12 protein-coding genes are annotated in these 13,236 nt (G+C 70.8%); 3 read left to right on the forward strand and 9 right to left on the reverse strand.

All coding sequences use genetic code 11. The features are described 5' to 3' along the window. Positions 1-80 precede the first annotated feature (80 nt). Positions 81-1,418, forward strand: coding sequence for a nicotinate phosphoribosyltransferase (locus RF645_RS02550; protein ID WP_368818673.1), 1,338 nt, complete (start codon positions 81-83; stop codon positions 1,416-1,418). Positions 1,419-1,432: 14 nt separating this feature from the next. Further along, a complete protein-coding gene (locus RF645_RS02555; RefSeq protein WP_368818547.1) occupies positions 1,433-2,053 on the forward strand; it encodes an isochorismatase family protein in 621 nt (206 codons plus the stop codon). Positions 2,054-2,131: 78 nt separating this feature from the next. On the opposite strand, the gene RF645_RS02560 is transcribed toward RF645_RS02555, so the two are convergent. The 5 genes from RF645_RS02560 to RF645_RS02580 all read right to left on the reverse strand — a co-directional run bounded on the left by RF645_RS02560 (position 2,132) and on the right by RF645_RS02580 (position 8,116). Next, positions 2,132-3,889, reverse strand: a complete 1,758-nt coding sequence (locus tag RF645_RS02560; protein WP_053448216.1) for a DEAD/DEAH box helicase — start codon at positions 3,887-3,889, stop codon at positions 2,132-2,134. Between the two features lie 213 nt (positions 3,890-4,102). After that, entirely contained in the window at positions 4,103-4,393 is a 291-nt protein-coding gene (locus tag RF645_RS02565; protein ID WP_051452810.1) for a DUF3039 domain-containing protein, read from the reverse strand. Positions 4,394-4,507: 114 nt separating this feature from the next. Further along, the gene (locus RF645_RS02570) at positions 4,508-6,109 is read right to left on the reverse strand and encodes a hypothetical protein (protein ID WP_368818548.1); all 1,602 of its coding nucleotides are present in this window, start codon (positions 6,107-6,109) and stop codon (positions 4,508-4,510) included. Positions 6,110-6,231: 122 nt separating this feature from the next. Continuing rightward, positions 6,232-7,026, reverse strand: coding sequence for an ABC transporter ATP-binding protein (locus RF645_RS02575; protein WP_006215203.1), 795 nt, complete (start codon positions 7,024-7,026; stop codon positions 6,232-6,234). 115 nt (positions 7,027-7,141) lie between these two features. Then, the gene (locus RF645_RS02580) at positions 7,142-8,116 is read right to left on the reverse strand and encodes a co-chaperone YbbN (RefSeq protein ID WP_368818549.1); all 975 of its coding nucleotides are present in this window, start codon (positions 8,114-8,116) and stop codon (positions 7,142-7,144) included. Positions 8,117-8,313: 197 nt separating this feature from the next. Here RF645_RS02580 and nucS point away from each other — a divergent pair, with 197 nt between their 5' ends. Then, a complete protein-coding gene (nucS, locus tag RF645_RS02585; RefSeq protein ID WP_368818550.1) occupies positions 8,314-9,009 on the forward strand; it encodes an endonuclease NucS in 696 nt (231 codons plus the stop codon). Positions 9,010-9,073: 64 nt separating this feature from the next. Here the strand turns inward: nucS and murA are convergent, their stop codons facing one another. The 4 genes from murA to RF645_RS02605 all read right to left on the reverse strand — a co-directional run bounded on the left by murA (position 9,074) and on the right by RF645_RS02605 (position 13,200). Further along, on the reverse strand, positions 9,074-10,348 hold the full coding sequence (gene murA / locus RF645_RS02590) for a UDP-N-acetylglucosamine 1-carboxyvinyltransferase (protein ID WP_061712061.1): 1,275 nt from the start codon (positions 10,346-10,348) through the stop codon (positions 9,074-9,076). Between the two features lie 127 nt (positions 10,349-10,475). After that, positions 10,476-10,754, reverse strand: coding sequence for a F0F1 ATP synthase subunit epsilon (locus tag RF645_RS02595; protein ID WP_006215207.1), 279 nt, complete (start codon positions 10,752-10,754; stop codon positions 10,476-10,478). Position 10,755: 1 nt separating this feature from the next. After that, entirely contained in the window at positions 10,756-12,219 is a 1,464-nt protein-coding gene (atpD, locus tag RF645_RS02600) for a F0F1 ATP synthase subunit beta (RefSeq protein WP_006215208.1), read from the reverse strand. Between the two features lie 63 nt (positions 12,220-12,282). Further along, positions 12,283-13,200 carry a F0F1 ATP synthase subunit gamma gene (locus tag RF645_RS02605; protein WP_137801702.1) on the reverse strand — a complete coding sequence of 306 codons (918 nt, stop codon included), beginning with the start codon at positions 13,198-13,200 and terminating at the stop codon, positions 12,283-12,285. Positions 13,201-13,236 lie beyond the last annotated feature (36 nt).

Genomic DNA, 13,236 nt, shown 5'->3' on the forward strand with positions numbered 1-13,236 from the left:
CCCATCGTAGGCACCGGTCCCGACAGCGCATCATGAGGACCATGCCCGGGGACAGGACCGCACGGCGGGCGGCCAGTACAGTGGCCTGCGTGGAATCGAGCAACCGGACCTGGTACCCCGCCCCGACGTCGCTGATGACGGATCACTACGAGCTGACCATGCTGCAGGCCGCCCTGCGCGACGGCACCGCGCAGCGGCGCAGCGTCTTCGAGGTCTTCTCCCGCCGCCTGCCCGCCGGACGCCGCTACGGCGTCGTGGCCGGCACGGGGCGCTTCCTCGAGGGACTGGCGAGCTTCCGCTTCGACGAGGACCGCCTGGCCTTCCTGGAGCGCACCGGCGTGGTGGATGCCGCCACCCTCGAGTGGCTCGCGGACTTCCGCTTCACCGGCGACATCAGCGGCTATGCCGAGGGCGACCTCTGGTTCCCGCACTCGCCGATCCTGCGCGTGGAGTCCACGTTCGCCGAGGCCTGCATCCTGGAGACCTACCTGCTCTCGGTGCTCAACTACGACTCCGCCGTGGCCTCCGCCGCCTCCCGCATGATCACCGCCGCGGGCGAGCGCCCGTGCCTGGAGATGGGCTCGCGCCGGGCCTCCGAGGAGTCCGCCGTGGCCGCCGCCCGTGCGGCCGTGATCGCGGGCTTCGCAGGGACCTCCAACCTCGAGGCCGGCTACCGCTATGACCTGAAGACCATCGGCACCTCGGCGCATGCGTTCACGCTGCTGCACGACGACGAGGAGGCGGCCTTCCGCTCCCAGCTCGAGACCATGGGCGTGGGGACCACGCTGCTGGTGGACACCTACGACGTCGAGAAGGCGGTGCGCCTGGCCGTCGAGCTCGCCGGTCCGCAGCTAGGGGCCGTGCGTGTGGACTCCGGGGACCTGGTGGATCAGGCCGGTCGCGTGCGCGCCCTGCTCGACAGCCTGGGAAACCGCGACACGCGCATCACCGTGACCTCCGATCTCGATGAGTACGCGATCGCAGCGCTGGCCGCTGCCCCCGTGGACTCCTACGGCGTGGGCACCCGACTGGTCACCGGCTCCGGGGCCCCCACGTCCTCCATGGTCTACAAGCTCGTGGCCCGCGAGGGCGCCGATGGGCAGCTCGTCTCCGTGGCCAAGGCCTCGTCCGGCAAGGCCTCCGTCGGCGGGCGCAAGTCGGCGCTGCGGCGCCTGGATCCGCGCGGCACCGCGACCCACGAGATCGTGGGGGTGGGCCACGATCCCGCCGACGACGGCGACGACCGCCCCCTGATGCAGGACTTCGTGCGCGGAGGCGAGCTGGTCGACGGCTGGACCGGCCCCCAGGGCGTCCGGCGCGCCCGGCAGCGCCACGCCGACTCCGTGCGGGAGCTCCCGCGCTCGGCCACCCGCCTCTCCGAGGGCGAGGCCGCGATCCCCACCGTGCTCGAGAACTGAAGGGAACCCTCCTCATGCGCACCGCACTGATCGTCGTCGACGTCCAGAACGACTTCTGCGAGGGCGGCTCCCTGGCCGTCGACGGCGGCTCGGACGTCGCAGCCGCGATCTCCGAGCACATCGAGCAGCACCACGGGGACTACGAGGCGATCGTGGGGACCCTGGACTGGCACATCTCGCCGGGCTCGCACTTCTCCGAGGACCCTGATTTCCGGACCTCCTGGCCCGTGCACTGCGTGGCCGAGACCGAGGGCGCCGACACCCACGACGAGTTCGAGACCGACCGCATCGAGGCCTGGTTCCGCAAGGGCGAGTACGAAGCCGCCTACTCGGGCTTCGAGGGCGTCCTGGCCCCGGAGACCTCCACGCCCCTGGGGGCGGTGGAGGAGGACGACGAGGCCGAGGACGAGGAGCCGATCGGCCTGGACGACTGGCTGCGCGATCGGGAGATCGAGGCCGTGGACATCGTGGGCCTGGCCGCCGATCACTGCGTGCGCGCCACCGCCCTGGACGCCGCCGACGCCGGCTACGAGACCCGGGTGCTGCTGAGCCTGAGCGCCGCCGTCTCCCCCGATTCCCTCGAGGACGTCATCGACGAGCTCGACGACGCAGGCGTGGAGCTCGTGCGCGACTGACGGGGCCCGCCTCGCACCGACGCGCTGCGCCTGCTGCGGCGGGACTTTCCGCATCGAAGCGTCTCGCCCCGGTGCGTCCTACTTCCGCCCCACGAACCAGTTCTGCATCTTGGCGATCCGCGCCTCGATCTGCTCCTCGGTGGCCTGGGCCACGGCCGGTCCCCCGCACTCGCGGCGCAGGTCGTTGTGGATCACACCGTGCGGCGTGCCCGTGCGGGCGGACCAGGCCGAGACGTTCTGCGACAGCTTCTTGCGCAGCTCCTTGAGCCGGCGGTGATCCGGAACGGACGACGCCTGCTGCGACTGATCGGCTGCCGACTGCGAGCGCCGACGGGCGTGCTCGGACTGCCGCTCGCGCAGCAGCGTGGTGACCTGCTCGGCATCCAGCAGACCCGGGATGCCGAGGTAGTCGGCCTCCTCGTCGGTGCCGGCGGCCACGCCGCCGCCGAACTCGCCGCCGTCGAAGAGCACGCCGTGGAACGACGCGTCCGACTCCAGGGCCTTGAACTCGCCGCCGGCCAGCTGCGAGGAGGCCTTCTCCTCGCGATTGGCGGCCGCGAGCTCGTCGTCGTCCCAGCCCTGTTCCGAGAGGTCCACGAAGTCCGGGCCCTGCGCCACGGGACGGTCCAGGGCGTGATCGCGCTCGAGCTCCATCTCGTTGGCGTGCGCCATCAGCAGCGGCACCGAGGGCAGGAAGATCGAGGCGGTCTCCCCGCGCTTGCGCGAGCGCACGAAGCGCCCGACCGCCTGGGCGAAGAACAGCGGGGTGGACGTGGAGGTGGCGTACACGCCCACGGCCAGGCGGGGGACGTCGACGCCCTCGGAGACCATGCGCACCGCCACCATCCAGCGCTGATCCCCCTCCGCGAAGGCCTCGATCCGCTCGGAGGCGCCCTTGTCGTCCGAGAGCACGACGGTGGGCTTCTCGCCCGTGATCCGCTCGAGCAGAGCGGCGTAGGCCTTGGCGTCCTGGTGATCCGTGGCGATCACCAGCGCACCGGCATCGGGGACCGTGCGCCGGACCTCGGTCAGGCGGCGGTCGGCGCCCTGGAGCACGGAGGGGATCCAGGCGCCGTCGGGAGCCAGGGCCGTGCGCCAGGCATGAGCGGTGATCGACTTGGTGAAGCCCTCGCCGAGCTCGGCGGCCATCTCCTCGCCTGCCGAGGTGCGCCAGCGCATCTGTCCCGAGTACGCCATGAAGATCACGGGCCTGACCACGTGGTCCTTGAGGGCGTCGCCGTAGCCGTAGGTGTAGTCGGCCTTCGAGCGGCGGATGCCGTCCTTGTCCTCCTGGTACGTGACGAACGGGATCGGCGAGGTGTCCGAGCGGAAGGGCGTGCCGGTCAGAGCCAGACGGCGCGCGGCGGGCTCGAAGGCCTCCTTGAGGCCGTCGCCCCAGGAGCGGGAGTCGCCGGCGTGGTGGATCTCGTCCATGATCACCAGCGTGCGGCCCTGCTCGGTGCGCGCCCGGTGCAGCAGTGGCTTCATGCCGACCTGCGCGTAGGTCAGCGCGACTCCGATGAACCCGCGGGCATGGCTGCCGTCGGCGTTCTTGAAATTGGGATCGATCGCCAGGTTCACGCGCGCGGCGGCATCCGCCCACTGCCGCTTGAGGTGCTCTGTGGGGCACACCACGGTGATCCGGTTGATGGTCCCTCGGTCCACGAGCTCCCGGGCCAGGCGCAGCGCGAACGTCGTCTTGCCGGCGCCGGGCGTGGCCACGGCCATGAAGTCGCGCGGCTCGGCGGCGAAGTACTTCTCCAGGGCCTCTGCCTGCCAGGCGCGCAGCTTCCCCGCTGTGCCCCAGGCGGCTCGCTCGGGGTAGGCGGGAGGCATCTCGGCGGCCGTGCCGCCGAACAGTGAGGGCTGGGAGTCATCGGACACGGGCTGGGCAGGTCCTTTCGCGGATCGCGTGGCGGGCGTCGTGCGGACGCGCCGCAGAGGGGCGCCCCGCAATCGCTGCGGGGCCGGGGGTGGCGCGGGCCGAGCTGAGGGCGCACGAGCAAGGCCCCGTCGATCCCGACGGGGCCGAGCGCACGCGGTCTCAGATCACTTGCCGCCGTCCTGCGGAGCGCGCAGGCCGTCGTAGATCTCCTTGCAGGTGGGGCAGACCGGGAACTTCTCCGGATCGCGGCCCGGAACCCAGACCTTGCCGCACAGTGCGATCACGGGATCGCCGGTGACGGCCGACTCCGTGATCTTCTCCTTGCGGACGTAGTGCGCGAAGCGCTCGTGATCGCCAGGCTCCTCGAAGGTGCGGGTCTCCTCCCGCTCGAGGGTCGAGGTGCCGCCGACGGGCTCGTTCGAGGTTCCCCCGCCGAAGGGCCAGGGACCCGCCACGGGGAGGGTGTCGTCGTGGAAGCTCATGGCGGCCAGTGTACTCCGCGCGCCCGACGCCCCTCCCCAGCTCAGGGCCTTGCGGGCCTGTGCGTCCGGCCACCCTCACGGCGCGGCTCAGGAGCGGTAGGACGAGACCTGCTGGTACAGCTCCGGCGCCCGGGCCTCGAGCCACCTGCCGCCGAGGACGACGCCGCCCCAGGCCAGGCCCAGCCCGCCGATGACACCGACGGCGAGGCCGAGCCAGCCCCACAGATCCTGTCCGGTGATCATCTGGACCACCAGCGGGATGCCGGCCAGCATCGTCACAGCTCCGATCAGGACCATGACGGCCATCTGCACCAGCACGTTGAGGAAGGTGAAGCCCGGCGGCGTCTTCAGGGGCGAATCGCCCGGCAGCGGCACGGGATAGGTGTAGCGCGCCGAGAGCACGGAGCTGATGCCGCCCCCGCCGAGCAGCCCGAGCAGGCTCATGCCGATCACACCGGGAAGTAGGTGCCAGGTCTGGGTCATCGCGGCGCCGAACAGCAGGGCCGCGATGCTCAGCACCCCTCCCACGACGCACAGCGAGATCAGCCTGCCCAGGCGGTCGTCGCGGCCTCGGATCCCACTGAGCACGTGCAGGCTGAACGCCGAGTGGTCGTAGGCCACATCGGCCGAGATCGTGAAGCCCATCATGGCGGCCACGAGCGGTCCCGCGAACAGCAGAGGACCGCCCTCCCCCGAGCCCGAGTTGAACCACAGCAGGCCCAGCATCACGGGGATCAGCACGATCGAGGCTGCGTAACGCGGGTCCTTGAGCCAGTAGATGATGCTGCGCGCCGCCACGGCGGCCCACGGGGTCGCGGGCACTCGGCCCAGCAGCCCGGCGCCGCGCACGCGAGAGGCCGTGCCCCGCACCGGTGCCGTCGAATGCTCCAGCGAGCGCTCGAGCAGACGAGCCCAGAGCAGCCACACGGCGATGCCCGTCGCAGCGACCACGGCGAGCCGACCCGCAGCGCGCAGCAGGAAGCCGTCGGCCAGATCGGCGGGGATCGCCCACAGTGCTCCCCAGGGGGTCCACGACACCCCCGCAGCGATCCGCTCGAGGTCGAGCCCGCCACCTGCCAGCAGACCGGTCAGACCGCCGATCACCGGCCCCATCAGGACCAGCAGGGCCAGTCCCAGCACGGAGGCGGCATCGCCGAGCAGCCGGCTGCGCTGCAGGCCCTCCAGCCCGGCAGCCAGGCACCGGTTGCCCAGGACCATGAGCCCCCAGGCGACGGGGATCAGCACGAGGGAGCTGATCAGTGCGATAGGGGTGGCGCGCCAGGCCAGGCTCAGCGCCAGGAGCCCCAGCAGCGTGAACGGCCCCGCCAGCCCCACGGCCGCGCTGAGCAGCTGGCCCAGGGCCAGTCCGGAGCGCGGGATGGGATACAGGGCGAAGCGACCGGCGTGCACCGTGGCATCGGCCCGCCCGGTGACCAGGGAGGCGACCCACCAGCCGATCGTGGCGGCCGCACCGACCAGCACGACCGGCACCGCGACCGCTCGGGGCTCGGCGCCGCCTCCGCCGACCCAGGCCATGCCGCCCCAGAAGACCACGAGGCCGAGCAGGTAGAGCCCGCCCAGGATCGTGCCCACCAGGGTCCAGGTGCTGCGGCGCATGGCCGCCGCGGTCAGTCGCGCCTTGAGGCCGACGACCAGCCGCGCCGTGGCTGCAGCCGACGGGCCCTTCACGCTCGCGCTCCCGCCAGGGGCGGGAAGGGAAGAGGCCGCCTGCCGAGCGGTCAGATCCTGCGGTGCGGCTTCCCCGGTCCCGGCATCTTGCATAGGGGTCTCGGAGCCGGGTCCCTGCGGGGTCATCGGGGCTTCAGCCACGTCAGCTCCTCCCCTGCGCCCTGGACGCCGCCGACGGTGTCCACGAAGACCTCCTCGAGGGAGCGCTCGCCGCGGACCTCGTCGACGGTCCCGGCGGCCTTCAGCACGCCGCCGTCCATGATCGCCACGTGGTCGCACATCCGCTGGACCAGGTCCATCACGTGGCTGGAGACGATCACCGTGCCGCCGGCCTGGGCGAAGCCGTGCAGCAGCTCGCGGATCCGCGCCGCCGAGACGGGGTCGACGGCCTCGAACGGCTCGTCGAGCACCAGCAGATCAGGTGCGTGGATCATGGCCGCCGCCAGGGCGATCTTCTTGGTCATGCCCGCCGAGTAGTCCTGCACAGCGGTGCCCGCGGCCTCCACGAGATCCATGGCCCGCAGCAGGTCCTCGGTGCGCTGGGCGACCGTCTCCCGATCCATGCCGCGCAGCAGGCCCGAGTAGGTCACGAGCTGGCGACCGGCCAGGCGGTCGAACTGCCGCACCCCGTCCGGAAGCACCCCCATCCTGGCCTTCGCGGCTCGAGGATCCGCCCAGACGTCGATCCCGGAGACGAAGGCCTGCCCCTCCGTGGGGCGCAGCAGCCCCGTGAGCATGGACAGCGCAGTGGTCTTGCCAGCGCCGTTGCGGCCCACCAGGCCGTAGAAGGCCCCGCGCGGAACGTCCAGGCTCAGCCGGTCGACGGCCACCGACGGGCTCTTCGAGGACCCGAAGACCTTCGTGAGCCCGCGCAGGCTCACCGCGGATTCGGAGGGCGGGATGGGGATCTGCGTCATGGATCCACGATAGGCACGACAGCGCCCCGGTCGCCTCCCCCGCTGGGAGGAGGATCGCCGGGGCGCGCACCGGCCCCTCCCCCCAGGAGAGGAGGGGCCGGCGGAGAGGCTCTGCTCAGAACAGGGCGCGCATCAGCTGCCCCCGTGCCGCTATGACGCGGGGGTCCTCCGAGCCCACCACATCGAAGAGCTCGACGAGCCGCTGTCGGACGGTCTCCCGCTCCTCTCCGGCCGTGCGCCGCACGAGCTGCAGCAGTCGAGTGAAGGCGTCCTCCACGTGACCGCCCGAGACATCCAGATCCGCCACGTCCAGCTGGGCGGGGACGTCCTGCGGGTCCTGTGCCGCGGCCTGGCGCACCGCGGCGGCATCCATGGCGGTGACGCGGCGCAGCAGCTCGACCTGGGCCAGGGCGAGCTTGGCCTCGTGATCGCCCGGGTTCTCCTTCAGGGCCTGCTCGTAGCTGGCCTTGGCGCCGTCGAGGTCGCCGGCCTCCATGCGGTCCATGGCCTCCTGGTGCAGCGGCGGGAGCGGCTTCTCCTCCTCCTGCCCCCCGGTCGGCTCGGCGGTGCCGGAGACGCCGTTCTGCTCGGCCAGCTGCAGCAGCTCGTCGAACAGCGAGCTCAGCTGGTCCATGGGGATCGCCGACTGTCCGATCGGCACGGGGCGCCCGCCGATCATGGCAACGGTGGTGGGCACCGACTGGGCCTGCAGCGCCTCGGCGATCTGCGGCAGCTTCTCGATGTCCACCGCGCCCAGCACCAGGCGACCGGCGCGACGGTCGATCTGCGCGGCGACCTCGTCAACGAACGTGCGGGAGCCCTCGGAGTACGCGGCCCACAGCACGAGCACGACCGGCACCGTGGCCGAGAGCTCGGCGACGTCCTGGAACTGCTCGACGGTCTCGATGTCCCGGCGGTAGCCGCCGCCCTGCACCTGGCCCTGCTCGCCGTCTGCCGACGGGGCGGCTGCCTGGCCCAGGTCGACGGCTCCGCGCACCGAGGCCGGCAGCTGCTGGGCCTGGTCGTCCTGCGACGCGGACTCGGCCGCGCCGGCGCCTGCGGGGATACGGGGATCGCTCGGAATGCTCATGCCTGCGAGTCTAGCGACGGCATCGCCGCCTCTGCCCGTCGTTGCTGCGGCGCTCGCTGTCAGCGCACGGGCGCGTCGTCCGCGCAGACGGAGGCCCGGCGCGAGAGCCTCCGCAGCAGCGCGGGACAGGGCTGGCGACCCTCGCTGAGGGATGCCCGTGTCCGCTCGAGCAGGGCCGCTGTGGGAGACTGTCGGCCGTGCGCTGTGTGATCGCTGACTGCTCCGTCGACTACGAGGGCCGCCTCAAGGCCCACCTGCCCCTGGCCCGTCGCCTCCTCCTGGTGAAGGCCGACGGCTCCGTGCTCGTGCACTCCGACGGCGGCAGCTACAAGCCCCTGAACTGGATGTCCCCGCCGGCTCGGCTGGTCGAGACCGCCCCGGATGAGGACCAGGCCGCCGCCGGCGTCACCGAGGTGTGGACCGTCAGCGCCGCCAAGTCCGACGATGTCCTGCGCGTGCTGATCCACGCCCGCCATGAGGAGCTCTCCCACGACCTGGGCGTCGACCCTGGGCTGATCAAGGACGGCGTGGAAGCCGACCTGCAGCGCCTTCTTGCCGAGCAGCTGGACCTGGTCTCCATGGGCACCACGCTGGTGCGCCGAGAGTTCCCCACGGCCATCGGGCCGGTGGACATCCTGGCCCGAGATGCCTCCGGCGCCACGATCGCGATCGAGCTCAAGCGCCGCGGCGACATCGACGGCGTGGAGCAGCTGACCCGCTACCTCGAGCTGCTCAACCGCGACCCCCGCCTGGCCCCGGTGCGCGGCATCTTCGCCGCGCAGCAGATCAAGCCGCAGGCGCGCACCCTGGCCGCCGATCGCGGCATCGACTGCCTCACCCTCGACTACGACGCCATGCGCGGCGTGGACGACGTCGACTCGCGGCTCTTCTGACGGATCGGGGGCAGGCGGCACCCGTCGGTGCTGCCGACCCCCGATCCGTCCGCGAACTCCCGGCTCAGAAACCGCCCTGCAGTCGGCGATCCACGGCGGCGCCCGCTGCCGTCAGGTTCTCCACGAAGTGCTCGTAGCCGCGGTCGATGTGCTCGACTCCGCCCACGATCGTCTCGCCGTCGGCGCGCATGCCGGCGATGACCAGTGCGGCGCCGGCGCGGATGTCCATGGCCTCGACGGGCGCACCGGAGAGCTCGTCCACACCGTTGAGCCAGGCGTGGTGACCGTCCAGGCGCACGATCGCGCCCAGCCGCTCGAGCTCGGCGGTGAAGCCCCAGCGCGCCTCGAAGACGTTCTCGGTGATCATGCCGGGCCCGTCGGCCACCGCGTTGAGGGCGACGGCGAACGGCTGCAGGTCCGTGGGGAAGCCCGGGTACGGGAAGGTCGAGAAGTTCACCGGGCTGGGTCGCTGCGGCCCGCGGACGCGGAAGCCGTCGTCGAGCACCTCGATCTCGCAGCCGGCGTCGCGCAGCTTGTCGAGCACGACCTCCATGTGCTCGGCCTCAGCGCCCTGCACGACGACCTCTCCCCCGGTGATCGCCGCGGCGAAGGCCCAGGTGCCGGCCACGATCCGATCCGGAACGGTGCGGTGGATGACCGGCTGCAGCCGCTCCACGCCTGTGATCGTGAGCGTGCCGGTGCCGATCCCCTCGATCTGAGCGCCCATGTCCACCAGCATGCGGCAGATGTCCACGATCTCCGGCTCGCGGGCCACGTTGTCCAGCACCGTGACGCCATCGGCCAGGGTCGCTGCGGTCATGAGGTTCTCGGTGGCCCCCACCGAGGGGTACGGCAGCCGGTAGTGGGCGCCGTGCAGCCGCCCGTCGACCGAGGTCTTGAGGTAGCCGCCCTCGGTGCGCAGGTGCGCACCCATGGCCTCCAGCCCGGCGCGGTGCATGTCCAGGCCGCGGGTGCCGATGGCGTCGCCTCCGGGCACGGCCACCTCGGCCGCACCGCTGCGCACCGTCAGCGGGCCCAGCACCGAGATCGAGGCGCGCATGGCGCGGACCAGGTCGTAGTCGGCCTGGTGGTGCAGGACCTCGGGTACGTCGATGGCCACGGTGTGCGCGGCGCGGTCGTAGTCGACCTGGCAGCCCAGGCGCCTCAGCAGCTCCGCCATGATCGAGACGTCCTGGATCTCCGGGACGTTGGTGATCGTGGAGCGGCCCTCGGCCAGCAGCGTGGCCGCCATCAGCTTGAGGACGCTGTTCTTGGCGCCGTGCACCGGCAGCGTCCCGTTCACGGACGTGCGGCCGCGGACGACGATCTTGTCTTCCATGTTCTGGCTCTTCCTGGTCTGCTGGCCCGCAGCCCTCGGGGCGGCGGCGATGCGCCGACACGACGACGGCATGAAGCCGCCCGCCCCCGCAGACGCTGCTGCGCGCGGGGACGGGCGGTCCGGCGGATCACTTCTGCGCGGCTGCGCCTTCGCGGAAGTGATCGGCGACGATGGTCACGCGGTTGTTGTCGACGGTGACGATTCCGCCGTCGACGCGGCCCTCCACGCGCGAGCCGCTGGTCGGGTCGATGATCACACGACCCTCCTGCAGCACACCCGCGACCGGGACGTGTCCCGCGAGGATGCCGATCTCGCCCTCCATGGTGTTGACGATGACCTGACGGGCCTCGCCGTTCCACACGGACTGGTCGACCTCGACGACTTCGACGATCAGCGGATCAGCCATGTCACTTCTCTCCGGTGGAGCGCTTGATCTCGTCCCACTGCTCCATGACATCGTCCAGGCCGCCGACGTTGTAGAACGCCTGCTCCGGAACGTGGTCGAGCTCGCCGTCGCAGATCTTCTTGAAGGACTCGATGGTCTCCTTGAGCGGGACCGTGGAGCCCTCCACGCCGGTGAACTGCTTGGCGGTGTAGGTGTTCTGCGACAGGAACTGCTCGATGCGACGGGCGCGCGAGACGACGACCTTCTGCTCCTCGGACAGCTCGTCCACACCGAGGATCGCGATGATGTCCTGCAGCTCCTTGTTCTCCTGCAGGATCGACTTCACGCGGGTCGCGACGTCGTAGTGCTCCTGGCCCACGTACTGCGGGTCGAGGATGCGCGAGGTCGAGGCCAGCGGGTCGATCGCCGGGTAGAGACCGCGGGATGCGATCTCACGAGACAGGTTCGTGGTCGCGTCCAGGTGGGCGAACGTGGTCGCCGGAGCCGGGTCCGTGTAGTCATCGGCGGGGACGTAGATCGCCTGCATGGAGGTGATCGAGTGTCCGCGCGTGGAGGTGATGCGCTCCTGCAGGACGCCCATCTCATCGGCCAGCGTGGGCTGGTAGCCCACGGCCGAAGGGATGCGGCCCAGCAGGGTCGAGACCTCCATGCCCGCCTGCGTGAAGCGGAAGATGTTGTCGATGAACAGCAGCACGTCCTGGTTCTGCACGTCGCGGAAGTACTCGGCCATGGTCAGGCCGGTCAGCGCGATGCGCAGACGCGTTCCGGGCGGCTCATCCATCTGGCCGAACACCAGGGCGGTGTCCTTGAGCACCCCGGCCTCGTCCATCTCGACCCAGAGGTCGTTGCCCTCACGGGTGCGCTCGCCCACGCCGGCGAACACCGAGGTGCCGCCGAAGTTGCGGGCCACACGGGTGATCATCTCCTGGATGAGCACGGTCTTGCCCACGCCGGCGCCGCCGAACAGGCCGATCTTGCCGCCCTGGATGTAGGGGGTCAGCAGGTCGATCGACTTGATGCCGGTCTCCAGCATCTCGGTCGCGCCCTCGAGCTCGGAGAAGGGGGGCGGGTCGCGGTGGATCGACCAGCGGTCCTTGATCTCGAGCTGGTCCGAGGCGACGTCCAGCGAGTCGCCGACCACGTTGAAGATGTGGCCCTTGACCACATCGCCGACCGGGACGGAGATGGGGGCGCCGGTGTCGTGCACCTCGGTGCCGCGGACCAGGCCGTCGGTGAGCTGCAGCGAGATCGCGCGGACCATGTTGCCGCCCAGATGCTGAGCGGTCTCGAGGTTGATCGTCTTGGTCTCGCCCTCGAACACCAGCTCGGTGGTCAGCGCGTTGTAGATCGCCGGCATCTGGTTCTCGGGGAACTCGATGTCGACGACCGAGCCCTTGACGCGGGCGACGCGACCGACGGCGCCAGCGACAGGCGTGGTGTCCTGCTCGTTGATGGTGGAAGTCATGTCTCTCACTTCACTGTTCGTGGGTGGCGTGGGGAAATGCGGCGGCGCCGGGGCGCCGATGGATCACAGGGCCTCGGTGGCCGAGACGATCTCCGTGAGCTCCGTGGTGACCTCGGCCTGGCGGGCGTTGTTCATCTGGCGCGTGTACTTGTTGATCAGCTCGCCGGCGTTGTCCCCGGCCGACTTCATGGCGCGCTGGCGCGAAGCCAGCTCAGAAGCGGCCGAATGGCACATGCTCGAGTAGATGCGCGCCCGGATGTAGCGCGGCAGCGCGATGTCCAGGAAGTCCTCCGGAGAGGGCTCGAAATCGAAGCCGGTGTCCGCCGTGGAGACCTCGCCGTAGCTCTCGGCGACGTCGTCATGGATCTCGTTGGCGTCCACGACCTCCAGCGGCAGCAGGCGGAGGACCGACGGCTCCTGCTTCACCAGCGACTCGAAGCGCGTGTACACCAGGTGGATCTCGTCGATGCCGCCCTCGTCGTACTCCGTCGTGTAGAGATCGACCAGCAGCTCGGCCAGCTCCTCGGCCCGCTCCGCCTTGGGGCTGTCGGTGTCCCCCTCGAAGGCCTGCTCGTAGGCGCGGTCCCGGAAGTCGAAGTTCTGCTTGGCCTTGCGCCCGATCAGGTAGACCTTCGCCTCGGTGCCCTGCTCGGCGAAGCGAGCCAGCAGCTTGTCGGTCTTCTTCAGGACGTTGGCCGAGTAGGAACCGGCGAGGCCGCGGTCCGAGCTGAACACGACTACGGCCGAGCGGCGCGAGGTCTCCGTGCGCTGGTTGAGCATCGGGTGGCTCGAGGTCCCGGACTGGGACAGCACCTGCGACAGAGCACGGGTCAGCGCATTGGCGTACGGCGAGGCCGCGGCCAGGCGCTGACGCGACTTGCTGATGCGCGAAGTCGCGATCATCTCCATCGCCTTGAAGATCTTCTTCATGGACTGCGTGGAGGAGATCTTCTGGCGGTAGACCCGGATCTGGGCTCCCATGAAGCTTCCTTTCTGTGCCGTTGCGGTGCGCCGCGC

The organism is Kocuria sp. CPCC 205260 (assembly GCF_040981045.1).
In the GTDB taxonomy this organism is placed as follows: domain Bacteria; phylum Actinomycetota; class Actinomycetes; order Actinomycetales; family Micrococcaceae; genus Kocuria; species Kocuria palustris.